Consider the following 23,568-nt stretch of genomic DNA (forward strand, 5'->3'; position numbering starts at 1 on the left):
CGGGCCGGATCAACTCCGCTGACCTGCGCGTTCGGTGACCTGACGGGATGTGCGGCGGGACATCCCGCGCAGCACGCCCCACACCGCGAGCAGGATGTTGAGCAGCGTCACGACGGCGACGAACCGCAGTTCCGGCGCCGGATGCGCGGTGACCGGGACCTCGTCCTCGCGGGGCTGCGGCACGGGTAGCTCCCGCGCCGAATGCGCCCGCAGCCAGGCGGCGTGCAACTCCGCCAGCTCCGCCCGGCTGGCCCCGCAGGCCCGGCCGAGTCGCTGCACCAGGTCGTGGCTGGGCGGCAGCCCGGTGCCGGTGCAGTAGCGGTGCAGTGTCGAACTGCTCAGGCCGACCCGCTTGGCGAGTGCGGCGTAGCTCCGGTTTGTCCTTGCCTTCAGTGCAGCCAGCAGCCCCGCGAAGTCCGCGGCGCCCCCAGTGACGGCCACAAGAATCCCCCTTGTGAGTCATCCCCGACCCACATCCCACTGTGGCACGGGACACAGCCAAAAACGAGGCCGGAACAAAGCCGCGGCGCCGTCCGTTGGAGCTGTCAGAAGCTTGAGTGTGGCGGACTCAACCTCGCATTTGACGAGGAGCGACGCTTACGCTCAGACTTGAGCCAGGATCGCTCAAGGGCAACCTTGCGTGATTCGCCTACGTACAGCGTGACCAGCAGTGGAGGGAAGATTCATGGCGCGAGCGGTCGGTATCGACCTGGGGACGACCAACTCCGTCGTCACCGTCCTCGAGGGCGGTGAGCCGACGGTTATCGCCAACTCGGAGGGCTCGAGGACGACGCCGTCCATCGTCGCCTTCGCCAAGAACGGCGAGGTCCTGGTGGGTCAGCCCGCCAAGAACCAGGCAGTGACGAACGTGGACCGGACCATCAGGTCGGTCAAGCGGCACATCGGCACCAACTGGAAGACCGAGATCGACGGCAAGGCGTACACCGCGCAGGAGATCAGCGCCAGGGTGCTGATGAAGCTCAAGCGCGACGCCGAGGCATACCTGGGCGAGGAGATCACCGACGCGGTGATCACCGTGCCCGCGTACTTCGAGGACGCGCAGCGGCAGGCCACCAAGGAGGCCGGGCAGATCGCCGGCCTGAACGTGCTCCGCATCGTCAACGAGCCCACTTCCGCCGCGCTGGCCTACGGGCTGGACAAGGGCGAGAAGGAACAGACCATCCTGGTCTTCGACCTCGGCGGCGGCACCTTCGACGTGTCCCTGCTGGAGCTGGGCGACGGTGTGGTCGAGGTCCGCGCCACCTCCGGTGACAACCACCTCGGCGGTGACGACTGGGACCAGCGCATCGTCGACTGGCTGGTGGAGAAGTTCAAGTCCAGCAACGGCATCGACCTGACCAAGGACAAGATGGCGTTGCAGCGGATCCGGGAGGCCGCGGAGAAGGCGAAGATCGAACTCTCCAGCACCTCCACCGCGAACATCAACCTGCCCTACATCACCGTGGACTCGGACAAGAACCCGCTGTTCCTGGACGAGTCGCTGACCCGCGCCGAGTTCCAGCGGATCACCTCCGACCTGCTGGACCGCTGCCGCGCGCCGTTCAACAACGTGATCAAGGACGCCGGCATCCCGGTCGGCTCGATCGACCACGTGGTGCTGGTCGGCGGTTCCACTCGGATGCCCGCGGTTGCCGAGCTGGTCAAGGAGCTGACCGGCGGCCGCGAGCCGAACAAGGGCGTGAACCCGGACGAGGTCGTCGCGGTCGGCGCGGCGCTGCAGGCCGGTGTGCTCAAGGGCGAGGTCAAGGACGTCCTGCTGCTCGATGTCACCCCGCTCTCCCTTGGTATTGAGACCAAGGGCGGCGTGATGACCAAGCTCATCGAGCGCAACACCACGATCCCGACCAAGCGCTCGGAGATCTTCACCACCGCGGATGACAACCAGCCGTCGGTGCAGATCCAGGTGTTCCAGGGTGAGCGCGAGATCGCCGCGTACAACAAGAAGCTCGGCATGTTCGAGCTGACCGGCCTGCCGCCCGCCCCGCGTGGCGTGCCGCAGATCGAGGTCACCTTCGACATCGACGCCAACGGCATCGTGCACGTCTCGGCCAAGGACCTCGCCACCGGCAAGGAACAGGGCATGCAGATCACCGGTGGATCCGCCCTGGGCAAGGACGAGATCGACCGGATGATGAAGGACGCCGAGGCGCACGCGGACGAGGACAAGCAGCGCCGCGAGGAGGCCGAGGTCCGCAACCAGGCCGAGACCCTGGTCTACCAGACCGAGAAGTTCGTCAAGGACAACGACGAGAAGCTCCCGGCCGAGGTCAAGGACAAGGTCAACGCCGCGCTCGCCGAGTCCAAGGAAGCGCTGAAGGGCACCGACATCCCGGCGATCAAGGCCGCGATGGAGAAGCTCTCCACCGAGTCCCAGGCCATGGGCGCGGCGATGTACCAGGGCAACGAGCAGGCCGCCCCTGGCGCGCCGGGCGCGGAGACCCCTGGTCAGGCCAAGGCCGATGACGTGGTCGACGCGGAGATCGTCGAGGACGACAACAAGGGTGGCACCAAGAAGTGACCGAACAGCAGCCAGAATCCGAGCGCGTGGTGGTTCGCGACCGCCGTCGCATCGACCCGGAGACCGGCGAGGTTCGCTCCGCGGCGGCCAGCGAGGAGCTGGCCGCCGCGGAGGCGGTCGCTGAAGCCACCGTCCCGGCGGCGCCGGTGGATGTCGATGCCCTGGTGGAGTTGCAGAAGCAGCTCGAGGAACGCACCGCTGACCTGCAACGCCTGCAGGCCGAGTACGCCAACTACCGCAAGCGGGTCGACCGCGACCGCGAGCTGGTGGTGGCCAACGCCAAGGCAGGCGTGGTCTCCGAACTGCTGCCGGTGCTCGATGACTTCGAGCGCGCCGAGCAGCACGGCGATCTGACCGGCGCCTTCAAGGCGGTGGCGGACAAGGTCGTCACCACGCTGCAGAAGGCGGGCCTGGAAGCCTTCGGGCAGCACGGCGAGGAGTTCGACCCCTCGGTGCACCAGGCCGTGCAGCACGACACCTCGCCCGAGGTGGCCGGGCCCACGGTCACCACGGTGCTGCGCCGCGGTTTCCGCTTCGGCGAGCGGGTGTTGCGCCCGGCCATGGTCGGGGTCACAGACCACGAGCCAGGCGCGGCGGCCCCGGCGCCGGAGGCCACCGGGCGGCACGCCGCGCCGGAGACCGGCGCAGGCGAGAACACCCAGCAGTAAATGACAAACAGCGGGAAGGGAGGGGCGTCCGGATGAGCGCGAGGGACTGGATCGAGAAGGACTTCTACGCCGAGCTGGGTGTCCCTCCCGACGCGCCGGGTGAGGACATCAAGAAGTCCTACCGCAAGCTCGCCCGTGAGCTGCACCCGGACGCGAACCCGGGCGATGCCAAGGCGGAGGCCCGGTTCAAGTCCGTCTCCGAGGCCTACGGCGTGCTGTCGGACACCGAGAAGCGCAAGCAGTACGACGAGGCCCGCAGGCTGTTCGGCTCCGGCGGATTCCGGCCCAGCGGCGGCTTCGGCGGTGGCGGCGGTTCCGGTGGTTTCGACTTCGGCGACCTCTTCGGCGGGGCGAGCAGCAGTGCCCAGGCCGGCGGTTCCGGCGGGATCGGCGACATCCTGGGCGGGCTGTTCGGTCGTCGTGGCGGCCAGGCCGCCGGGGCCACCAGGGCGCAGCGCGGCAAGGACGTGGAGACCGAGGTCCGGATCGACTTCACCGAGGCCGTCCGGGGAGCCACCGTGTCGCTGCGCCTGTCCAGCCCGGCCACCTGTGGCACCTGTGGTGGCAACGGCGCCCGGCCCGGCACCTCGCCGCGCACCTGTGGCACCTGTGCCGGCGCCGGCGTGGTCAGCCGCAGCCAGGGCGCCTTCGCCTTCAGCGAGCCCTGCCGCGACTGCCGAGGCTCCGGCCGGATCGTGGACGACCCGTGCGGGGAGTGCGGCGGTGACGGGGTCAGCACCCGTACCCGCTCGCTGACCGTGCGGATCCCGGCAGGCGTGGATGACGGCCAGCGCATCCGGCTGGCCGGCCAGGGCGAACCCGGCCGCAACGGCGCGCCGGCGGGCGATCTGTTCGTCCGGGTGCACGTGGCCCCGCACGAGTTGTTCGGCCGCAACGGCGACGACATCACCGTCACCATCCCGTGCACCTTCCCGGAACTGGTGCTGGGCACCACGTTGACCGTGCCCACGCTGGAGGGCAAGGTGTCGGTACGGGTGCCGGCAGGCACCACGAGCGGCCGCACGCTCCGGGTGCGCGGCAAGGGCGTTGCCCGCAAGGACGGCACCTTCGGCGACCTGCTGGTCACCCTGCAGGTGGCGGTTCCGTCCACTGTGGACGATGCAGCCCGCGCCGCACTCGAGGCATACGCCGTGGCAACCGCGGATTTCGACCCACGACCGGCGCTGACCGCACTGTTGGGACGGGATGAGCCATGAGCCAGTTCGGTGAGCAGGGCGGCGGGATCCCGTTCCCGCCCGGAGCGTCCGAGGACAGCCCGGTGTTCGTGATCTCGGTCGCGGCCCAGCTGTCCGGACTGCACGCGCAAACCCTGCGCACCTACGACCGGCTTGGCCTGGTGTCCCCCGGCCGCACCGCGGGCGGGGGCCGCCGGTACTCCGCGCGGGACATCGCGCTGCTCAAGGAAGTCCAGCGGCTCTCCCAGGAGGAGGGCGTCAACCTGGCCGGCGTCAAGCGGATCATCGAACTCGCCACCGAGGCCGAACGCCTGCGCGCCGAGGTCGAGGAACTGCACCGCCAGCTCGCCGCCGCACACGCCGCCGCCGACCACGCGGCCGCCGCCGTGCACGCCTCCTACCGCCGCGACCTGGTCCCGCTCCGCCCCCAGCAGACCGCCCTGGTCGTCTGGAAGCCCCCGCAGCGCTGACCACCAGCGGCAACCTCCGCCGACTTGGCCCAACTGGTACGCCAACTTGGGCCAACCGGGCGTACCGGTTTGCCCAACTGGTGCGGAACGGCTGGGTGCGGCTGACCTGCGGCTCGGGTGTACCCTGCTCCCATGCTGAGGACGTGCGACAGCATGACCATGCGCGGCCGGATGATGATGTTCTCCGGCCTCCTCCGCATGTCCTGACCACTGCTGAGGAGGCCCCCCAACCGGCGGCCCCTCACCGGGCCGACACCATCCGCCCGGGGCCAGGAAGGTAGCGATGAGCCGCTACAACGTCATGACATCCATTCCGTACGTCAACGGCAAGCCGCACGTCGGCCACGCCCTGGAACTGATCCAGGCCGATGTGCTGGCGCGGCACCGGCGGCAGCGCGGTGACGAGGTGCGCGCGCAGACCGGCACCGATGACAACGCGCTGAAGAACGTGCAGGCCGCCGAGGTCGAGGGGATCACCCCGGCCGAATACGTCGAGCGGGTGGCGCAGAACTTCCTCAAGCTCGGCGAGGCGCTGGAGCTGTCCTTCGACGACTTCATCAAGACCAGCTCCGACCCCCGGCACAAGCCGGGCGTGGACAAGCTGTGGGAGCTGTGCGCCAAGCAGGGCGACTTCTACCGCAAGAGCTACACCGGTCTGTACTGCATCGGCTGCGAGCTGTTCTACACCGAGGCCGAACTGGTCGACGGCAAGTGCCCGGAGCACGGCACGGTGCCGGAGGAGATCGAGGAGAACAACTGGTTCTTCCGGCTCTCCCGGTACCAGGACCAGCTCATCGAGCTGATCTCCACCGACAAGCTGCGGGTCGAGCCGCCGCACCGCAAGCGCGAGGTGCTGGCCTTCATCGAGTCCGGGCTTGAGGACTTCAGCTGCTCGCGCAGCATGGCCAGGGCCCGGGGCTGGGGCATTCCGGTGCCCGGCGACCCCGAGCAGGTCATCTACGTGTGGTTCGACGCGCTGTCCAACTACATCACCGCCCCCGGCTTCGGCACCGACGAGGCCGGCTACCGGCACTGGTGGTCCGAGGACGTCGAGCAGGTGCACGTGATCGGCAAGGGCATCATCCGCTTCCACGCGGTGTACTGGCCGGCCATGCTGCTCTCCGGCGGGCTGCCGCTGCCCTCGACGATCTTCGTGCACGAGTACCTGACCGCGGGCGGCCAGAAGATCAGCAAGTCGCTGGGCAACGCCGAGGATCCGGCCGACATCGTGGCCGCCTACGGCAGTGACGCGATGCGCTGGTGGATGCTGCGCGACGTGGCCAGGGCCGGGGACACCGACTACACCGCCGAGCGGCTGGTCACCAGGGCGAACGAGGACCTGGCCAACAACATGGGCAACCTGGTCAACCGCGCGGTGTCCATGGTGCGCAAGTACCGCGACGGCGCGATCCCGCCGGTGGCGCAGGACAACCCGGCCGCCGCCGCACTGCGCGCCGCGCGGGCCGAGGCCGGGCCGACCATTGACGACGCGCTGGCCAACTTCGACTTCCGGCGCGCGGTCGAGTCGATCAGCCGGATCGGCGATGAGGCCAACCGGTTCGTCGAGGCCACCACCCCGTGGGCGCTGGCCAAGGCGGAGAAGAAGGACGACGCCCCGCCCGCCGCACTGGACGCGGTGCTGGCCGAGCTGGTGACCACGGTCCGCGAACTGGCCCAGCACCTGGTGCCGTTCCTGCCCTCGGCCGCCGCGCGGATCGCGCAGCAGGTCGGCGACGGCGGCGACACCGTGGCCGAGCCCAAGCCGGTCTTCCCCCGCTTGGAACTGGCTGCCGCCGAGTAAATCAGCGCCGAATAATCCTGGCGCCGGTGCCGCCCTCGCCGGGGGCGGCACCGTCCGGCATCAGTCCAGCGTGAACGGGTCGTACCGGATCCGATCCAGCGGCGTGCCCGCCACCAGCATCCGGGACACGGTGGCCCTGATCATCGCCGGGGAACCGCACACCAGCACGTCCCGGTCGTTCCAGGCGCCGTAGCGGGTGACCACATCGGCCAGGGTGCCGTGTTCCACGCCGCGGGCGCCGGGATCGGATTCCAGCACCGGCACCACGGTCAGCCACGGGTTGCCCATGGCCAGCCGCTGCACGGTGTCCAGGTCGTACAGGTCGCCGCGGGCCCGGCCGCCGTAGAACAGGTGCACCTTCGGGTTCTCCCCGTAGGCGGCCATCTCGTCCAGCATCGCCCGCATCGGCGCGATGCCGGTGCCGCCGGCGACCATCAGGATGTCCCGCTTGCTGGTGCGGTCGATGCCCATCCGGCCCATCGGCGGACCGACCCGCCAGGTGTCGCCGATCTGGGTGTGGCCCACCACGGACCGGCTCACCCAGCCGTTGTTCACCGCGCGGACGTGGAACTCCATCACGCCGTCCGGGCTGGGCGCGTTGGCCGGGGAGAAGTAGCGCCAGAGCCGGGGGCGCTGCGGGGTCTCCACACTCAGGTACTGCCCGGCGCGGTAGGGCACCGGGTGGTCGGGCTTGAGCCGGACCACGGCCAGGTCCCAGCTCAGCCGCTGGTGCTCGATCACGCTGGCGGTCCAGAACGCCGGGTTGTCGTCGGAGGCCGCCGACTCGAGCATGGTCTGGGCCATGATCGTGTAAGCCTCGGCCCAGGCGCGTTCCACGGCGGGCGTCCAGGCGTCGCCGGCGAACCGCTTGATCGCGGCGAGCAGCGCGGTGCCCACCGCCTCGTAGTGCACCGAGACCACACCGAACTTGCGGTGGTCGCGGCCGAGTTGCTTGAGGAAGGGCACCAGATCGTCTGGGCGGTCCACCATCTGCACGACGTGGACGAGGGCGCGCAGCAAGCGGCTGCGCTGCACCTCCATATTGGCCGGGAACAGCTCACGGGTGGTCGGTGCGAGGCTGAAGAGCATCCCGTAGAAGAACTGGGCTACTTCCTCGGCGCGCGGCTCGATCACCGCGAAGCTCTCGCGGATCAGGCGCACCATCGCGGTGACCCCTGGCGGAGGTTCCCGGTGCGGGGGCTGGGTCGGGTTGAGCACGGCGTTCGCGGTCATAGTCCGGGCGCAGTCTTCTCCACGTTGTTCGGCACGCCCATCCGACGCACCGATGGTGACCAGCATCCCCCGACAGAGTTGGACATTAACCCCTCCCTCGGGTCATCGGAGCCTTGATGCCACGTTCGAGTGCAATTTGCTTACTGCGTGTGTACATGTGCTCCGCGCAACGGGCGACCGTTGGCAGTGCGATGTGCGTGACCACACCATCTCGTGACACGGTGGGCACCGTGATGCCCGACACTCCGGTCCCGACCGGCACTGCCGATCCTGACTTGTTGCTACTGGAGCTGTCCGATTCACCGGCCCGTGTCACCGAGGTGGCGGCGGTCGTACCCGGTGATCACACACGGCAGCAGGCCGTCACGTCCAGTGTGCCAGTCGAGGAATCTGCGGATTCCGCTCGCAGCGCGACGAGCGGTAACGACACTTCAGCCGCGCGTACCCGCCAACTGGATGCCCCCACCCGGGTCATCGCCCGGCCGGCGCAGCAACTGAGCCTCGGCATGGAGACCACCAGGCGGATCGAACTGCCCCCGCGCAGCCTCTCCGGCCCGGCCGATCCACTGCCGCCCGCCCCCGCCGGCCTGCCCGGATCCCGCGGCGAGCACCTGTTGCAGCGGGCCTTCGGCACCGAGTCCAGGGCCGCCCGGTTCTACTCGGATCAGGTGCTGGATCACCTCAATCCGGTGATGACCGAGTTCGTCGGGCGGATGGAAATGCTGTTTGTGGCCACTGCTGATGGTCACGGAGAGTGTGATTCTTCTCTTCGGGCTGGGCCGCGCGGGTTTATCCAGGTGCTGGATGACAAGCATGTTGCTTACCCGGAGTACCGGGGCAATGGCGTGTTGGCCAGTCTCGGCAACATCAGTGAGAACCCGCACGTCGGCCTGATGATGATCGACTTCGTGGACGATGTGATCGGTTTGCACGTCAACGGCCGGGCCCGGATCGTCGACGACGCCGACCTGCGGGCCGAGCACCCGCGGCTGCCCGCGGACTTCGAGCGCGGCCGTACTCCGGAACGCTGGGTGGTGGTCGAGGTCGAGGAGGCCTACGTGCACTGCCGCAAGCACATCCCGCGGATGGTGCCGGTGCTGCGGGACCGGGACTGGGGCACCGACGACGTCAAGCGCAAGGGCGGCGACTACTTCGAGGCCAAGGCGATGCCCAAGCCGTGGCGGGACTCCACCGGGTCTTGACCTGCACTGGGTACGGTATGTCCTGGTTCTGGGGGCAGACCGGCTTCAAGGAGAAGAGTGGACAGCGACGACCCGGTACGCCGGACGGCGGCCGAGGCGGTGGAGCGTGAGCTGGCTCTGCTGATGCGCCGGTCCAGGAGCATGTCGATGTCCCTGGCTGCCCGGATCCACCCCGAACTGGACTCCGCGGCCTACGCGTTGCTGCTGCTGATCGACGACCGGGAGTCGGTGCGCGCCACTGACCTGGTCGAACAGCTCGGCCTGGACAAGTCCACGCTGAGCAGGCAGATCGCCCAGCTGCACCGGCTGGAGCTGGTGGAGCGGGTGGCCGACCCGTACGACGGCCGGGCCCGGCTGGTCCAGCTGACCGCTTCCGGCCGCCAGCGCCTCTCCGAGGTGCGGCACGAACGGCGCGGCAAACTGCGTGAGCACTTCCGCACCTGGAGCACCGGCGACCTCGAATCGCTGTCGAGTCTGCTCGGCAGGCTCAACCAGGATCTCTGACCCACTCCACGAAGGTGTGATCGAGACCTCAGCGGCTACCGACCGTAAAAAGGTTGCTATCTGCAACTAACGAGATATAGTTGCGTCAGGCAACCATGGGGGTGGTCAACGTGGACCCACGACCCGATTCCGTCTTCGAACTGCTGCGGCAGGTGAAGAACCTGGTCCAGATCCGGCACGCGGTCGCGCACCGGGTCTGGCGGGACGAACGCGAGCTGCACCTCGCCGCGGTCGGCCTGCTGGCCGAGCTGGTGGTCAACGGACCGCGCCGCTCCGGCGAGATCGCCCAGGAACGCGCGGTCGATCCCTCCGTGGTGAGCAGGCAGGTGGCCCAGCTGCAACGCGCCGGTCTGGTGGAACGCCGGATCTCGCCGGAGGACGGGCGGGCCATGTTGCTCAGCGCGACCCCGGCCGGGATCACGCTGATCGAGCAGTGGAAACAGGAGCAGATCGAGTGGATGCGGAGCGCGCTGTCGGACTGGACGGACGAGGATCTCGCCAAGGCGAGCCGACTGATCGAACGGCTGACCTGCGACCTGCGTGGCGGACTGAGTCCGAAGCGGGTGGCGGCCACCGGGTGAGCCCGCCCGAACCCCGGGACCCCGAGGCACTGGCGCCGATGTCGCACCGGGAGATCCTGCGGGCGCTGACCGGCCTGCTGCTCTCCCTGCTGGTGGCCATCCTCAGCTCCACCATCGTGGCCAACGCGCTGCCCAGCATCCTCAAGGACCTGCACGGCAGCCAGGGCCAGTACACCTGGGTGGTCACCGCGACCCTGCTGGCCGCCACCGCGACCACCCCGATCTGGGGCAAACTCGCCGACCTGTTCAGCAAGAAACTGCTCTACCAGGTCGCCATCGGACTCTTCGCCTTCGGCTCGATCCTGGCCGGGATCGCCACCTCCATGCCCGAACTGATCGCCTACCGCGCGGTGCAGGGCCTGGGCGTCGGCGGTCTGCAGGCACTGGCCCAGGTGGTCATCGCGGCCATGGTCAGCCCGCGCGAACGCGGCCGTTACGCGGGCTACACCGGCGCGGTGATCGCGGTGGCCACGGTCAGCGGACCGCTGGTCGGCGGGTTCATCGTGGACACCCCGTGGCTGGGCTGGCGCTACTGCTTCTTCCTGGTCGTGCCGCTGGCCCTGGCCGCGATGGTGGTCATCCACAAGACGCTGCACCTGCCGGTGCTGCGCCGCAAGGTCCGGATCGACTGGCTGGGCGCCACCCTGATCATCGGCGGGGTCAGCCTGCTGATGCTGTGGGTTTCCTTCGCGGGCAAGGACTTCGGCTGGATCTCCCCGACCAGCGGGCTCTACCTGCTGGGCGCGCTGCTCGCGCTCGGACTCGCGGTGTTCGTGGAGTCCAGGGCGGCCGAGCCGGTGGTGCCGCCGCGGCTGTTCCGGGACCGCACCGTGCTGCTGTCCGTGCTGGCCAGCCTCGGGATCGGCACCGCGATGTTCGGCGCCTCGGTGTTCATCGGCCAGTACTTCCAGCAGGCCCGTGGCTTCAGCCCGACCGTGGCCGGACTGCTCGGCATGCCCCTGGCCCTGGGCTACGTGCTGACCTCGACCTGGTCCGGCCGCCGGATCACCAAGACCGGCCGGTGGAAGATCTACCTGGTCACCGGCGCCATCGCGCTCTTCGCCGGGCTCGCCCTGCTGGCCACCATCACGCACACCAGCCCGGTCTGGCTGCTCGCCGGCTACCTGTTGATCGTCGGCATCGGCATGGGCCTGACCATGCAGAACCTGGTGCTCGCGGTGCAGAACGCGGTGCCGGCCACCGACCTCGGCGCGGCCAGCTCCTCGGTGATGTTCTTCCGCTCGCTCGGCGGCGCGGCCGGGGTCTCGGTGCTCGGCGCGGTGCTGGCCGGCCGGGTCGGCCAGCTGGTCGGGCACGGCGAGCCGGTGCGGGACGCCCAGGGCGATGCCAGTGGCCTGGTCTTCCTGATCGCCGCCGCGCTCGCGCTGGTCGCCCTGGTCGCGATCGCGCTGATCAAGGAAGTCCCGCTGCGCAACAACACGCCAGGCTCCACAGGTGAACACACAGCCACCCCAAAACCTGTGGACAACCCTGGGGAAGCTGTGGATAACCGGGCAACGCCGGTGGACAGGCTGTTGACGCCTTCGCGGCCCATCAGTGCAGTTGGGGGCAGGTTTGCCCAGGTTGTGGAGGGCTGCCGGCGGACGGTGGACAAGGCTGTGGACAACCCTGTGTAAAACCGCTCTGAGCTGGGGATGAGCCACCTGTGGACAAATAACCCGGCGTTTTCCCGCTGTTCACATCCGCAGCTCGGCCGGGAACTCGGTGCCGCGGAGTTCCGGCGGCAGATGGCCGACGTCGTTGTAGACCACCACGACGCTCGGCCGCGCCGGCCGGTAGAGGATCACCGAGAGCCCGCAGTTGTAGTCGGCCAGGTTCAGCCAGGCGTGGCTGGGCGCGCCCAGGGCCGCGGCCACGAAGTGCCGGATCAGGTTCCCGTGCGTGACGACCAGTTCCCGCCGGTCCTCCTCGGCGGTCCCGGCGTAGCGGGCCAGCGCCGCCGCGGCCTGCCCAGGCCCCTCATCCGCCAGCACCTGGGGTGACAACCCGGTGAAGAACTCGACCTGGGCCGGGGTCAGGAACCGGTGGTCCGGGATGCTCGGCACGCACTCCCGCAGCAGGTCAGAGGGGTAGTGCGGAACGCCTTGCAGTGCTTCGGCGAGCGCCTTGACCGTCTCCGTCGCACGGGTCGTGGTGCTGTGGTGCACCGCGGCGAAGGACACCCCGGCCAGCCGGTCCGCGGTGCGCCGGGCCTGCTCGCGGCCGCGCTCGGTGAGCGAGTCGTCCTCGGCCGCCTCGCCGTGCCGGAGGAGGTACAGCAGTCGGTTCGCCATATCTTGTGGGACGTGTGGCCCGGATCTCGGTTGTCAAAGTTGGAGTTGAGCGGAACACGCTCAACTTTTCTGACGTTATCCCTGTGACTGGACGAACGTGCCGATGAGGTGAGGGATGGACGCTTTCAACCCGACCACGAAGACCCAGCAGGCGATCACGTCGGCGGTGCAGGCCGCCGGGGTGGCCGGAAATCCCGATGTCGGGCCGGTGCACCTGCTGGGCGCGCTGCTCGCGCAGGCCGACGGCCTCGCGGCGCCGCTGCTGGCCGCGGTTGGCGCGGATGTCGCCAGGGTGCGGCCCGAACTGGACCGGCTGGCTCAGCAGCTCCCGTCCGCCACCGGCGCGACGGTCTCCGCCCCGCAGTTCTCCCGGGAGAGCCTGCGGGTGCTCACCCACGCCCAGCAGCTGGCCACCGAGATGAACGACGAGTTCGTCTCCACCGAGCACCTGCTGGTCGGCCTGGCCGCCGAGGGCGGCAAGGTGGCCGATCTGCTGCGCCGCCACGGCGCGAGTGCCGAGGCACTGCGCGAGGCATTCGACAAGGTGCGCGGTTCGGGCAGGGTGACCAGCGCCGATCCGGAGAGCACCTACCAGGCGCTGGAGAAGTACGGCGTCGACCTGACCGAGCGGGCCCGCAAGGGCGAGCTGGATCCGGTGGTCGGCCGGGACGCGGAGATCCGCCGGGTGGTGCAGGTGCTGTCCCGGCGCACCAAGAACAACCCGGTGCTCATCGGCGAGCCCGGCGTCGGCAAGACCGCGATCGTGGAGGGCCTTGCCCAGCGGATCGTGGCCGGCGACGTGCCGGAGTCCTTGCGCGGTAAGCGAGTGGTCTCCCTGGACCTGGGCGCGATGGTGGCCGGCGCGAAGTTCCGCGGTGAGTTCGAGGAGCGGCTCAAGGCCGTGCTGAAGGAGATCACCGACTCCGCCGGCCAGGTGGTCACCTTCATCGACGAGCTGCACACCATCGTCGGCGCGGGCGCCACTGGCGAGGGCGCGATGGACGCGGGCAACATGATCAAGCCGATGCTGGCCCGCGGCGAGCTGCGGCTGGTCGGCGCGACCACGCTGGATGAGTACCGCAAGCACATCGAGAAGGACCCTGCGCTGGAGCGGCGGTTCCAGCAGGTGCTGGTCGGCGAGCCCAGCGTGGCGGACGCGATCGGCATCCTGCGCGGGCTCAAGGAACGCTACGAGGTCCACCACGGCGTGCGGATCACCGATGGCGCGCTGGTTGCCGCGGCCACCCTGTCCGACCGCTACATCACCGCGCGTTTCCTGCCGGACAAGGCCATCGACCTGGTCGACGAGGCCGCCTCCCGGCTGCGGATGGAGATCGACTCCCGGCCGGTGGAGCTGGACGAGGTCGAGCGGGCGGTGCGGCGGCTGGAGATCGAGGAGATGGCGCTGTCCAAAGAGGACGATGCCGGGTCCAGGTTCCGGCTGGCCACGCTGCGCGCCGAACTGGCCGACCGGCGCGAGCAGCTCGCCGAGCTGACTGTGCGCTGGAAGGGCGAGAAGGGCGCGATCGACCGCATCCGGGAGCTGAAGGAACAGCTGGAGCAGCTGCGCGGGGAGTCCGAGCGGGCCGAACGGGACAGTGATCTGGGCCGGGCCGCCGAACTGCGCTACGGCCGGATCCCGGCGCTGGAGAAGGAACTGGAGGCGGCCACCGCGGTCACCGAGGACAAGCAGGCCATGCTCAAGGAGGAGGTCACCGCGGACGACGTCGCCGATGTGGTCTCCGCCTGGACCGGCATCCCGGCCGGCCGGCTGCTCGAAGGCGAGACCGCCAAGCTGCTGCGGATGGAAGAGGCCATCGGGGCCAGGGTGGTCGGTCAGGCCGAGGCGGTCCGGGTGGTCTCCGACGCGGTGCGCCGGGCCAGGGCCGGAGTCGCCGATCCGGACCGGCCGACCGGCTCGTTCCTGTTCCTTGGCCCCACCGGCGTCGGCAAGACCGAGCTGGCCAAGGCGCTGGCCGAGTTCCTCTTCGACGACGAGCGGGCCATGATCCGCATCGACATGAGCGAGTACGGCGACAAGCACACCGTCGCCCGCCTGGTCGGCGCGCCGCCCGGTTACGTCGGCTACGACCAGGGTGGTCAGCTCACCGAGGCGGTCCGGCGGCGGCCGTACAGCGTGGTGCTGCTGGATGAGGTGGAGAAGGCGCACCCGGACGTCTTCGACGTGCTGCTCCAGGTGCTCGACGACGGCAGGCTCACCGACGGCCAGGGCCGCACGGTGGACTTCCGCAACACCATCCTGGTGCTCACCTCCAACCTCGGCTCGCAGGTGATCGCGGACGCCACCATGTCCGAACTGGCCCGCAAGGACGCGGTGCTCGCGGTGGTGCAGCGGCACTTCAAGCCGGAGTTCCTCAACCGGCTGGACGACGTGGTGGTCTTCCACGCGCTGGCCACCGAGGAACTGACCTCCATTGTGGACATCCAGGTGCGCAGGCTGGCCCGGCGACTCGCCGAGCGGCGACTCGTTCTGGAAGTCACCGAATCGGCGAAGGGCTGGCTGGCGCTGCAGGGCTTCGACCCGGTCTACGGCGCGCGGCCATTGCGGCGGCTGGTGTCCTCGGCGATCGGCGATCAGCTCGCCCGCAAGCTGCTGGCCGGGGAGATCACCGACGGGGACAAGATCCTGGTCGATGTTCGGGACGACAATTCCGGCCTGGATGTTGCCAAGGCATAAGGCAGTAATCGGCGTGGCCCACTCCGCCAGACGGGTGGGCTACGCCGTTCCGGGTCCGACTTCAGGGCCAATTGGGGCCTACTGGACCGAATGTGATCTCGGCTAGGGCGGCTCGCACCGCTAGGCTGCGACTGTGGGCATACCTGCGTGGATCTGGTTCTCGGTGGCCGTGCTGGCGGCCATCGCCGGCGCGGTCTTGCTGGGCACGGACCGGGCGCAACGCACAGCGCGCAATCGGGAGCGCCGCCGCTGGGCCGCCTTGCGCGGCTGGCGGTTCACCGATGAGGACCAGGTGCTGCTCACCCAGTGGAAGCACGGCGGGCTCGCCTATTCCAAGCAGGGTGTCGCGGTCGACGTGGTGACCGGCTCGATGTTCACCGCCGACGGCCGCCGCCTGGTGCAGGTGCTCGACCACCAGCAGTCGAACAAGGTGACCATGGTGATCGCCGCGGTCCGGATGCGCCGCACCGTGCCCACCATCCTGGAGCTGTGGGAGCCCAGCGTCCCGTTCGCCCGCGAGCGCGAGGCCGAGCTGGACTTGTACGGCCCGGTGGGCAACCGCTACGGCTTCACCACCGACATGGCCATCGTGCACCCGCTGATCACGCCGGACTTCGTCGACACCATCGACGAGATCGGCGACGACATCATGGTGGTCTGGCTGGAGGGCTCCTGGGTGCTGGCCGCCGCCCCGCCCAACGCCGACCCGGCCCGGCTGGAACGGCTGCTCAGCGATCTGGGCGAGGTGGCCGACTTCGTCGACCCGTTCGACGTGGACGCCGCCGACGACACCGCGGCGCCCTCAGCCGACGGCACCCAGCACACCCCGCACTGACTCAAACCTGGGCCCTGACTCAGACCTCGCCCTCGTAGGTGACGCTGTCCGCGGCGGCGCGGGTGAGCCCTTTGAGCTGGAGCACGCCCGGTCGGTCAGGTAACAGCAGCCACTGGTCCACCCGCACCGTGCCGCCGGCGGGGATCGGCTTGTCCTCGTCGAGCAGCTTGATCAACTCTTCGGTGGGCCGGCCGGTCGCACTGACCACCTCGGCCGAGTCGTGCGCGGCGAACGAGCCGCTGAAGGTCGGATCCGGGAAGCGCTGCGGCGCCGGGCTGGTGTTGACCACGGTCACGGTGAACACCACAGCGCGCTTGCCGGGACGCCGGGCGTCCGCGGGCAGCTCGGCCGTCGGGATCGGCCGGGGCGTGGAGACCGTCAGCCGGTAGCCCGCGGGCAGGGTCACCTCGGCGCCGAAGGCGGTGCCGGGCGGGTTGCCGAAACGGAGGACCGTGCTGGTGGGCGGCGCGGGCGGTGGTGGTGCGGGCTGTGGGTCCGGGGTGCAGGCGGTCAGGGCGAGCACCGCCAGGCCGAGCGGCAGCGCACCGCGCCGGGCGCTCACACCTCTCCCTCGAAGTAGACCTGGGCGCCACCGGCCAGATCCCGCACGTCCAGCCGGAGCAGACCCGGTTTCGCGCCGAGCCCGAAGGCGAGCCGGACCTTGGTCAGCTTGCCGGGCGGCAGGTCCGGCACGCTGATCGTGGTGTCCGGCGCGGTCACCGCGCGGACCTCGACGACCTCCTTGCCGCCGTTCTCGGTGAAGGAGCCGAAGCTCACGGTGTAGAGGTTGGTGAGGGTCTTCCCGGTGTTGTTGGTGATGGTCGCGACGAGCAGCACCCCGCGGGCGTGCTTGCGGTCGTCCTCGTCGAGGGTCTGGCCCAGCTGATAAGGCTCCGGTTTGGCGAACTCGATCCGCACCTTGCCCGGGGTCTCCACCGCGTCGCCGAACTTGCCCGTCCGCGCCGCTGTGGAGCTGGGTCCTGGCAGGCCGGTCGGCTGCACGGGGACCGGCACCGGGATGAAGGTGCAGCCCGCCGAACCGAGTAACAGGGTGCCGGTTACAACGATGGAAATTGCGCGCAAGTTGATCTCCCCCAGAGCTGCGCCCGGATTGCCGGTCAGACCTCGCCGGCGAAGGTGACGTCCTGGTACTTCGCGCCCTGGCCGGGCGAGGCCGCGACCAGCAGAGTCCCAGCCGACTCGCTCACGGAGAAGCCGACCTGCCAGTGGATGCTGCGGCCGACGGGCAGTTCCGGCGAGTCCGGGCTGATGCCGATCTTGCCGACCTTGTCCACCAGCGGTTCGGCGTCCACGATCCGGCCGGTGCCGCGTTCGGAGAAGGTGCCGTCCAGCTTGGTCATCGGCAGCCGCAGCGGCGCGCTGCCGCCATTGCTGACGGTCATGGTGAGCTGCACGCCGCGGCGGCCGGGGCCGATCAGCGGCGAGCGCAGCGGGGTGGGGCGGGAGAACTCCACGGACACACCGTCGGCCCAGCTGTAGCGCTGCCCGAACTGCGCGGTGCGCGGCACGGTCGCGGTGTACTGCCCGGTCGAACCGTGCTGCTCCGGCAGCGACGGCAGGCAGCCGGTCGCGCCCAGCGTCAGGCCGCAGACAGCGGTGGCGAAAGCCGCACGCTTCATGATGTTTCCCCCTCGATCAACAATGATCGGCCCCCGGATGTCATTGTTCCGCTGATCAACTTCCTGGTCACCCTATTCGGCCCGAATGGGCAGACCTCCCGGCCAGGACTTGACGGCTCAGGCGGTGCCTTCGAAGACCGCCCTCGGCTGCGCCCCGACCAGGTCAGGGGACACCTCCACGCGCAGCGGCCCTGGCTGTTCCGGCAGGCCGAAGGCGACCGTGCCCTGGAAGGTCTGGCCCGGCGCCAGGTCGGGCGTGTCCAGGCCGATGCCGATGTTGGCCGCCTGGTCGCGGATGCTGGGTGCCTTGGCGGCCTCCGGATCGGGCACCCCGGTGCGGCGGGCGGAGAAGACCATGATCGCCGGCTTGACCGGGCGGTCGGTGCGGTTGACCAGGGTGACCGCGAAGGCCATCACCCGGCCGATGTTCGGGTACAGCCCGCGGGCCTGTTCGGACAGGGTGTGCGGGGTGGCCGCGCCGAGGGTGATCTCCAGGCCGCTCGGCCAGGCGAACCGGCCGCCGAAGCTCGGGATCGGCGGGGTGGTCGAGGTGGACTGGGTGGTCGGTGTCGGCGGCGCGGGCAGGGTCAGACCGCAGCCGCCCAGCAAGCCGATTGAGACGATCACCAGCGCTGTGATGGTCGTTCGCATGCACGTCCCCCCGAGTGCTTGATCACCTACACGGGTGACTTCGTCCCGTTATATCCACTTCGTTACCAGTTCTCTACGCCGAGTGCAGCCCGGTAGGTTGCTTGTTATGCCGATCGCGCTAATTACCGGGCCCACCGCAGGGATCGGCGCTGCCTTCGCCCGCCGCCTGGCCGCTGAGGGACACGACCTGGTGCTGGTCGCGCGCAATGCCACCCGGCTGGGTGAACTCGCCGATCAGCTCGCCGCGCGGCACGGGATCAAGGCCGAGGTGCTGGTCGCCGATCTGGCCGACCCTGGTCAGCGCGAGGCGGTGGAGGCGCGGCTGCGGGACACCGCCGCGCCGATCGACCTGCTGGTCAACAACGCCGGTCTGGGCACCGGCAAGGACTTCCTGGAGAACACGCCTGCGGAGCTGCTGCACCAGCACGAGGTCAACGTGACCAGCGTGCTGCGGCTGACCCACGCGGTGCTGCCCGGCATGCGCGAGCGCGGCAGTGGCGCGGTGATCAACGTGTCCAGCGTGGCCGGGTTCTTCCCCGGCCGCGGTTCCACCTACAGCGCGGGCAAGAGCTACGTGACCCTGCTGTCCGAGGGCCTGGCGATGAGCCTGACCGGGACCGGGGTCAGGGTCATGGCGCTGTGCCCCGGCTTTGTGCGCACCGAGTTCCACCAGCGGGCGCAGATCGACATGTCCGGCACCCCGGGCTTCTTCTGGCTCGACGCCGACCGCCTGGTGCACGACAGCCTGGCCGACCTGCGCGCCGGCAAGATCGTCTCGGTGCCCAGCCTCCAGTACAAGGCGCTGGTCGCGGTCACCAAGTTCCTGCCGCGCACCCTGCTTCGCAGGCTGGCCTCCCGCGTCGGCGGGGGCCGCGGCCGCACCTGATCCGCGATGGCCTTCCTGGTGGTGCTGGTGCTGGTCTTCGTGGCCGTGGTGCTGGTCGGGGTGCCGGTCCTGCTGGTGTGGGCGCATCGCCGGGAGCAGGCGCGGCAGGCCGCGCTGACCGTGGCCGCGGCCCAACTCGGCTGGCAGCACGGCTGGACCCCGCCCAAGGTGCTGCGGGACCGGTTCACCGTGCGGAACTCGCCGTTCGGGCCGGGACTGCCCAGCGGTGAGTCGATCACCGGGACGCACCGGGGGCTGCCGCTGGTGGCATTCCGCGCCCAGGTCAGCCAGCAGGTGCACGACGCCCAGTCCACCATCGACTTCGTGGTGCTCGCCCTGCCGCTGCGGGCGCAGGCTCCCGAGCTGACCCTGGTCCAGCGGCGGGCCGGGCAGGGGCTGCTGCGGCTGTTCGGCACCCGGCGTCAGCCCACCGGCGATCCGGTGTTCGACGACGCCTTCTTCGTCGAGTGCCAGGTGCCCGAGTTCGTCGGGCACCTGCTCAACCCGCGGCTGCGGCACTGGCTGCTGCACCACCCGCACGCCCGCGAGGTCAGCCTGCGCTGGGGGCCGGGTGATCTGGTGGTGTGGTGGCCGGGGCGGTTCGAGCTGCCCGCGGTGCGGTGGCTCGCCGAGTACGCCGGCGAGCTGATGTGCTTAGCTGACCCTTCGTGACCTCCCAGATCAACCCCCAGGCCAAGGCCGAGCTGGCCGCTCTCGTGCGTGAACTGGCCGTGGTGCACGGCAAGGTGACGCTGTCCTCCGGCAAGGAAGCCGACTACTACGTCGACCTGCGGCGGGCCACCCTGCACCACGCGGCCGCCCCGCTGATCGGCCGCCTGCTCGCCCAGCTGACCGCGGACTGGGACTACGCCGCCGTCGGCGGACTCACCCTGGGCGCGGACCCGGTGGCCACTGCGATGATGCACGCCAGCGCCGCCGATCCCGCGCTGCGCACGGTGGACTCCTTCGTGGTGCGCAAGGCGCAGAAGGCACACGGCCTGCAGCGCTCGGTCGAGGGCCCGGACGTGGTCGGCAAGCGGGTGCTCGCGGTGGAGGACACCTCCACCACCGGCGGCAGTGTGCTGACCGCGGTGACCACCCTGCGCGAGGTCGGCGCCCAGGTCATCGGCGTGGCCACCGTGGTGGACCGGGGCACCGGCGCGCGGGAGGCCATCGAGGCCGAGGGGCTGCCCTACCGCTACCTGCTCGACCTGGCAGACCTGGGGCTCTGAGCACTGTGTTCGTCGACGAACCGGGCCCGACCGAATGGGGCGCCGAGCAGGTCGGGGTGGGTCCGTGGGCGGGTCCGGCCCCGGATGATCCGCGGTTGGACCCCGACCTGCTCGCCGAGGGCGACCGCCGCAACGTGGTGGACGCCTACCGGTACTGGCGGCGGGAGGCGATCGTGGCCGACCTGGACACCCGGCGGCACGGCTTCCACGTGGCCATCGAGAACTTCCAGCACGACCACAACATCGGCACCGTGGTGCGCACCGCCAACGCCTTCGCCGCCCGCGCGGTGCACATCGTCGGGCGCAAACGATGGAACCGGCGCGGCGCCATGGTCACCGACCGGTACCAGCACGTGCACCACCACGAGGACATCGCCGCGCTGGCGGCGCACGCCCGTGAACAGGGCCTGGTGGTGGTCGGGGTGGACAACACCCCGGGCGCGGCCCGGCTGGAGACGGTGACCCTGCCCAGGGACTGCGTGCTGCTGTTCGGCCAGGAGGGGCCGGGGCTCACCCCGGCGGCGGCGCAGGCGGCCGAGCTGACCGTGTCGATCGCGCAGTTCGGCTCCACCCGCTCGATCAACGCGGGAGTGGCCGCCGGCATCGTCATGCACGCCTGGGTGCGGGCGCACGCGGATCTGGACACGGCCTGGTGAGATTCCCGGTGCGTCGGGTGGCGGTTGCGCCGATCCATCCCCGGCGAACCGGACCATGGGCGGATGAGTGGCAGGCGGAGCGGCCGGGGCGATGACCGGCCCGAGCTGTGGGCGGCGCGGGCGGCGGTGGCCGAACGCGCGGTCTGCGCCCGCCAGCTGCGCCGCGGCCTGCTGACCGGCCGCCTGCGCGAACTCGACGTCTGGCCGGCGAGCCGGTTGCGGCCGCCGCAGCGCTCGCCGTGGCGGGCCACCCTGCTGGACTGCGCGGTGGACGCCTGGCTGCGCGCGCCGACCGCCGACCGGCAGGCCCGGCTGACCGGCCTGATCCGCGGGCTGCGGGCACGGCCGAAACAGCTGGGCAACGCCGAACTGGCCGCGCTCGCGCTGGCCCTGCACCGCGCGCACAGCCGGGCCGCCGCACCCGCCCGGCCCGCGCTGGCCCGGCTGGCCGTGCGCAGGCTGCGGGAGAGCTGGAGCGATCACGCCGGCGGCGGCCTGTGGTCGGACGAACCGGCCGGGCGCAAGGGCGCGCTCGCCAACGGCGCGGCCGCGCTGCTGTTCGCCCAGCTGGCCACCGAGGGCGGCGAAAAGGCCGATCTGCACCGCGCCCGGTCCACAGTGGACTGGATGCTGCAGCACCTGCTCGACGACGGTCTGGTGGTCACCGGCCTGAGCGTGGCCCCGGACGGCGGTCCCGGCGCACTGGACCGGGCGATCTCGGTGACCGGCAACGCCTACGTGCTCGGCGCCTGCGCCCGGCTGGCGGTCAGCACCGGCGAACGCGGCTGGCCGGAGGCCACCGCCGGGCTGGTCACCGCGGTGGCCGAGAAGCTGGCCGACGCCGACGACGTGCTGCATGGTCACGAACCCGGTCCGGCGCTGGGCATCCTGTCCCGCAACCTGGCCTCGGCCGCGCTGGCCCTGCGCGACGACCCGGCGGCGGTGCTGGCCGCGCGGGTGGTCTTCGCCTCGGCCGAGGCGGCCTGGCGGAACCGGGCGGTGGCCAGGGGCGGCCCGCTGTTCGGTCCGGAGTGGACGGTCCCGGCCATCTCACCCACTGAACGCCCGGTCGCCGGGGAGGCCCCCGCGCCGGGGCCGCGCGCCGAGCGGGAGCTGTCCGTGCAGCTCGCGGGCTGGCTGGCGCTGGAGTCCGCGGCCCTGCTGGAGCGGGCCGGCTTCGACGACCGCGGCTCGGCCCGCCGCCCCCGCACCCTCTAAACTGCCGCTCCGTGCGCGTCCTGGTGATTGGTTCCGGTGCCCGAGAGCACGCCCTGCTGCTTGGCCTGTCCCGTGATCCCGGGGTGACCGCGCTGGCCTGCGCTCCCGGCAACGCGGGCACCGCCGCGGTCGCGGAGAACTACGGCGTGGAGGCGACCAGCCCGGCCGCGGTCACCGCGCTGGCCGCGGAGTGGAAGGCCGACCTGGTCGTGGTCGGTCCGGAGGCCCCGCTGGTGGCCGGGGTGGCCGACGCGGTGCGCGCTTCGGGCATCCCCTGCTTCGGACCGTCGAAGGAAGCCGCCCGGATCGAGGGCTCCAAGGCCTTCGCCAAGGAGATCATGGCCGCGGCGGGCGTGCCGACCGCGCACAGCGAGATCGTGGACAACCCGGCCCGGCTGGACGCCGCGCTGGCCCGATTCGGCCCGACCTGGGTGGTCAAGGACGACGGGCTGGCCGCGGGCAAGGGCGTGGTGGTCACCAGGGATCTGGACGCGGCCCGCGCGCACGCGATGAAGCTGCTCGACGGCGGCCACCCGGTGCTGCTGGAGTCCTTCCTGGACGGTCCCGAGGTGTCGCTGTTCTGCCTCACCGACGGCCGCACCGTGCGCGCATTGCTGCCCGCCCAGGACTTCAAGCGGGTCGGCGACAACGACAGCGGCCCGAACACCGGCGGCATGGGCGCCTACGCCCCGCTGCCCTGGGCCGCCCCCGACCTGGTCGAGACCATCGTGACCACGGTGGCCCAGCCGGTAGTGGACGAGCTGGCCAAGCGCGGCACCCCGTTCCAGGGCGTGCTCTACGCGGGCCTGGCGGTCACCGCCGAGGGCCCGTCGGTGATCGAGTTCAACTGCCGGTTCGGCGACCCGGAGACCCAGGCCGTGCTGGCCCTGCTGCGCACCCCGCTGGCCGGCCTGCTGCTCGCGGTGGCCGAGGGTCGGCTGGACGAGCAGGCCGAGCTGGACTGGGCCGAGGGCGCCGCGGTCACCGTGGTGGTCGCGGCCGAGGGCTACCCGAGCCTGCCGCGCACCGGCGACGTGATCACCGGCGCGGACGCCGAGGGCGTGCTGCACGCCGGCACCCGGCGCCGGGACGACGGCGCGGTGGTCTCCGCGGGCGGCCGGGTGCTGTCCGTGGTCGGCACCGGGGACGATCTGGACGCCGCGCGCGCCGAGGCGTACCGGCGGGTGGCCGGGGTACACCTCACCGGTTCACACCACCGAACGGACATTGCCCTGAAGGCAGCCCAGGCAGCCCGCTGACGTCC

General features: G+C 70.6%; 24 protein-coding genes. 17 read left to right on the plus strand and 7 right to left on the minus strand.

Translation table 11 applies throughout. The features are described from left to right. Positions 1–9: 9 nt before the first annotated feature. The gene (locus MZC64_RS01120; RefSeq protein WP_247755215.1) at positions 10–441 is read right to left on the minus strand and encodes a helix-turn-helix transcriptional regulator; all 432 of its coding nucleotides are present in this window, start codon (positions 439–441) and stop codon (positions 10–12) included. Between the two features lie 244 nt (positions 442–685). Here MZC64_RS01120 and dnaK point away from each other — a divergent pair, with 244 nt between their 5' ends. From dnaK to metG, 5 genes are all read left to right on the plus strand, one after another. Further along, the gene (gene dnaK, locus MZC64_RS01125; protein ID WP_247755216.1) at positions 686–2,539 is read left to right on the plus strand and encodes a molecular chaperone DnaK; all 1,854 of its coding nucleotides are present in this window, start codon (positions 686–688) and stop codon (positions 2,537–2,539) included. A gap of 26 nt (positions 2,540–2,565) precedes the next feature. Beyond that, the gene (gene grpE / locus MZC64_RS01130) at positions 2,566–3,207 is read left to right on the plus strand and encodes a nucleotide exchange factor GrpE (RefSeq protein ID WP_247755217.1); all 642 of its coding nucleotides are present in this window, start codon (positions 2,566–2,568) and stop codon (positions 3,205–3,207) included. 32 nt (positions 3,208–3,239) lie between these two features. Further along, complete coding sequence (dnaJ, locus tag MZC64_RS01135; RefSeq protein ID WP_247755218.1) at positions 3,240–4,424, plus strand: molecular chaperone DnaJ; 1,185 nt, start codon at positions 3,240–3,242, stop codon at positions 4,422–4,424. Beyond that, a complete protein-coding gene (locus MZC64_RS01140) occupies positions 4,421–4,873 on the plus strand; it encodes a heat shock protein transcriptional repressor HspR (RefSeq protein WP_247755219.1) in 453 nt (150 codons plus the stop codon). The genes dnaJ and MZC64_RS01140 overlap by 4 nt, the downstream gene beginning before the upstream one ends. A 283-nt stretch (positions 4,874–5,156) precedes the next feature. Then, a complete protein-coding gene (gene metG, locus MZC64_RS01145; RefSeq protein ID WP_247755220.1) occupies positions 5,157–6,674 on the plus strand; it encodes a methionine--tRNA ligase in 1,518 nt (505 codons plus the stop codon). 60 nt (positions 6,675–6,734) lie between these two features. On the opposite strand, the gene MZC64_RS01150 is transcribed toward metG, so the two are convergent. Beyond that, positions 6,735–7,838, minus strand: coding sequence for an FAD-binding oxidoreductase (locus MZC64_RS01150; RefSeq protein ID WP_247756186.1), 1,104 nt, complete (start codon positions 7,836–7,838; stop codon positions 6,735–6,737). A gap of 575 nt (positions 7,839–8,413) precedes the next feature. On the opposite strand from MZC64_RS01150, the gene MZC64_RS01155 reads away from it, so the two are divergent. The 4 genes from MZC64_RS01155 to MZC64_RS01170 all read left to right on the plus strand — a co-directional run bounded on the left by MZC64_RS01155 (position 8,414) and on the right by MZC64_RS01170 (position 11,831). Beyond that, entirely contained in the window at positions 8,414–9,109 is a 696-nt protein-coding gene (locus MZC64_RS01155; RefSeq protein WP_247755221.1) for a pyridoxamine 5'-phosphate oxidase family protein, read from the plus strand. Positions 9,110–9,166: 57 nt separating this feature from the next. Further along, positions 9,167–9,613, plus strand: a complete 447-nt coding sequence (locus tag MZC64_RS01160; RefSeq protein ID WP_247755222.1) for a MarR family transcriptional regulator — start codon at positions 9,167–9,169, stop codon at positions 9,611–9,613. Between the two features lie 110 nt (positions 9,614–9,723). Then, entirely contained in the window at positions 9,724–10,194 is a 471-nt protein-coding gene (locus tag MZC64_RS01165; RefSeq protein WP_247755223.1) for a MarR family transcriptional regulator, read from the plus strand. Continuing rightward, complete coding sequence (locus tag MZC64_RS01170; protein ID WP_374205590.1) at positions 10,191–11,831, plus strand: MDR family MFS transporter; 1,641 nt, start codon at positions 10,191–10,193, stop codon at positions 11,829–11,831. Before MZC64_RS01165 ends, MZC64_RS01170 begins: the two co-directional genes overlap by 4 nt. A gap of 60 nt (positions 11,832–11,891) precedes the next feature. Here MZC64_RS01170 and MZC64_RS01175 read toward each other — a convergent pair whose 3' ends face one another. Continuing rightward, entirely contained in the window at positions 11,892–12,488 is a 597-nt protein-coding gene (locus MZC64_RS01175; protein ID WP_247755224.1) for a histidine phosphatase family protein, read from the minus strand. 115 nt (positions 12,489–12,603) lie between these two features. Here MZC64_RS01175 and clpB point away from each other — a divergent pair, with 115 nt between their 5' ends. Both clpB and MZC64_RS01185 read left to right on the plus strand, forming a co-directional pair. Beyond that, entirely contained in the window at positions 12,604–15,186 is a 2,583-nt protein-coding gene (gene clpB / locus MZC64_RS01180) for an ATP-dependent chaperone ClpB (RefSeq protein WP_247755225.1), read from the plus strand. Between the two features lie 133 nt (positions 15,187–15,319). Continuing rightward, positions 15,320–16,021 (plus strand): hypothetical protein, encoded by a 702-nt coding sequence (locus MZC64_RS01185; protein WP_185000829.1) that lies wholly within the window; start codon positions 15,320–15,322, stop codon positions 16,019–16,021. Between the two features lie 19 nt (positions 16,022–16,040). Here MZC64_RS01185 and MZC64_RS01190 read toward each other — a convergent pair whose 3' ends face one another. The 4 genes from MZC64_RS01190 to MZC64_RS01205 all read right to left on the minus strand — a co-directional run bounded on the left by MZC64_RS01190 (position 16,041) and on the right by MZC64_RS01205 (position 18,312). Beyond that, on the minus strand, positions 16,041–16,583 hold the full coding sequence (locus tag MZC64_RS01190) for a hypothetical protein (protein ID WP_247755226.1): 543 nt from the start codon (positions 16,581–16,583) through the stop codon (positions 16,041–16,043). Beyond that, positions 16,580–17,104 carry a hypothetical protein gene (locus tag MZC64_RS01195; RefSeq protein ID WP_247755227.1) on the minus strand — a complete coding sequence of 175 codons (525 nt, stop codon included), beginning with the start codon at positions 17,102–17,104 and terminating at the stop codon, positions 16,580–16,582. Before MZC64_RS01195 ends, MZC64_RS01190 begins: the two co-directional genes overlap by 4 nt. A 35-nt stretch (positions 17,105–17,139) precedes the next feature. Then, positions 17,140–17,661, minus strand: coding sequence for a hypothetical protein (locus tag MZC64_RS01200; protein ID WP_247755228.1), 522 nt, complete (start codon positions 17,659–17,661; stop codon positions 17,140–17,142). Between the two features lie 117 nt (positions 17,662–17,778). Beyond that, a complete protein-coding gene (locus tag MZC64_RS01205; RefSeq protein ID WP_247755229.1) occupies positions 17,779–18,312 on the minus strand; it encodes a hypothetical protein in 534 nt (177 codons plus the stop codon). A gap of 106 nt (positions 18,313–18,418) precedes the next feature. On the opposite strand from MZC64_RS01205, the gene MZC64_RS01210 reads away from it, so the two are divergent. The 6 genes from MZC64_RS01210 to purD all read left to right on the plus strand — a co-directional run bounded on the left by MZC64_RS01210 (position 18,419) and on the right by purD (position 23,563). Beyond that, positions 18,419–19,198, plus strand: a complete 780-nt coding sequence (locus MZC64_RS01210; protein WP_247755230.1) for an SDR family oxidoreductase — start codon at positions 18,419–18,421, stop codon at positions 19,196–19,198. Between the two features lie 6 nt (positions 19,199–19,204). Beyond that, positions 19,205–19,870 carry a hypothetical protein gene (locus MZC64_RS01215; protein WP_247755231.1) on the plus strand — a complete coding sequence of 222 codons (666 nt, stop codon included), beginning with the start codon at positions 19,205–19,207 and terminating at the stop codon, positions 19,868–19,870. Beyond that, entirely contained in the window at positions 19,867–20,430 is a 564-nt protein-coding gene (gene pyrE, locus MZC64_RS01220) for an orotate phosphoribosyltransferase (protein WP_247755232.1), read from the plus strand. Before MZC64_RS01215 ends, pyrE begins: the two co-directional genes overlap by 4 nt. Before the next feature lie 5 nt (positions 20,431–20,435). Beyond that, positions 20,436–21,086, plus strand: a complete 651-nt coding sequence (locus MZC64_RS01225; RefSeq protein ID WP_247755233.1) for an RNA methyltransferase — start codon at positions 20,436–20,438, stop codon at positions 21,084–21,086. A gap of 63 nt (positions 21,087–21,149) precedes the next feature. Further along, positions 21,150–22,304: a glycoside hydrolase family 76 protein gene (locus MZC64_RS01230; protein WP_247755234.1), complete on the plus strand. Its 1,155-nt coding sequence runs from the start codon at positions 21,150–21,152 to the stop codon at positions 22,302–22,304. A gap of 11 nt (positions 22,305–22,315) precedes the next feature. Further along, on the plus strand, positions 22,316–23,563 hold the full coding sequence (gene purD, locus MZC64_RS01235) for a phosphoribosylamine--glycine ligase (RefSeq protein WP_247755235.1): 1,248 nt from the start codon (positions 22,316–22,318) through the stop codon (positions 23,561–23,563). The last annotated feature ends 5 nt before the right edge of the window (positions 23,564–23,568 follow it).

This window comes from Crossiella sp. S99.2 (assembly GCF_023094165.1).
GTDB lineage: Bacteria > Actinomycetota > Actinomycetes > Mycobacteriales > Pseudonocardiaceae > Crossiella.

Excerpts from the sequence above, each read along its gene's own strand:
- MZC64_RS01200 (WP_247755228.1), bottom strand. The coding sequence starts at position 17,661 with ATGAAGCGTGCGGCTTTCGCCACCGCTGTCTGCGGCCTGACGCTGGGC.
- clpB (WP_247755225.1), top strand. The coding sequence starts at position 12,604 with ATGGACGCTTTCAACCCGACCACGAAGACCCAGCAGGCGATCACGTCG.
- MZC64_RS01205 (WP_247755229.1), bottom strand. The coding sequence starts at position 18,312 with ATGCGAACGACCATCACAGCGCTGGTGATCGTCTCAATCGGCTTGCTG.
- MZC64_RS01150 (WP_247756186.1), bottom strand. The coding sequence starts at position 7,838 with ATGGTGCGCCTGATCCGCGAGAGCTTCGCGGTGATCGAGCCGCGCGCC.
- MZC64_RS01155 (WP_247755221.1), top strand. The coding sequence starts at position 8,414 with ATGGAGACCACCAGGCGGATCGAACTGCCCCCGCGCAGCCTCTCCGGC.
- dnaK (WP_247755216.1), top strand. The coding sequence starts at position 686 with ATGGCGCGAGCGGTCGGTATCGACCTGGGGACGACCAACTCCGTCGTC.
- MZC64_RS01175 (WP_247755224.1), bottom strand. The coding sequence starts at position 12,488 with ATGGCGAACCGACTGCTGTACCTCCTCCGGCACGGCGAGGCGGCCGAG.
- MZC64_RS01215 (WP_247755231.1), top strand. The coding sequence starts at position 19,205 with ATGGCCTTCCTGGTGGTGCTGGTGCTGGTCTTCGTGGCCGTGGTGCTG.
- MZC64_RS01140 (WP_247755219.1), top strand. The coding sequence starts at position 4,421 with ATGAGCCAGTTCGGTGAGCAGGGCGGCGGGATCCCGTTCCCGCCCGGA.
- MZC64_RS01230 (WP_247755234.1), top strand. The coding sequence starts at position 21,150 with ATGAGTGGCAGGCGGAGCGGCCGGGGCGATGACCGGCCCGAGCTGTGG.
- metG (WP_247755220.1), top strand. The coding sequence starts at position 5,157 with ATGAGCCGCTACAACGTCATGACATCCATTCCGTACGTCAACGGCAAG.
- dnaJ (WP_247755218.1), top strand. The coding sequence starts at position 3,240 with ATGAGCGCGAGGGACTGGATCGAGAAGGACTTCTACGCCGAGCTGGGT.
- MZC64_RS01210 (WP_247755230.1), top strand. The coding sequence starts at position 18,419 with ATGCCGATCGCGCTAATTACCGGGCCCACCGCAGGGATCGGCGCTGCC.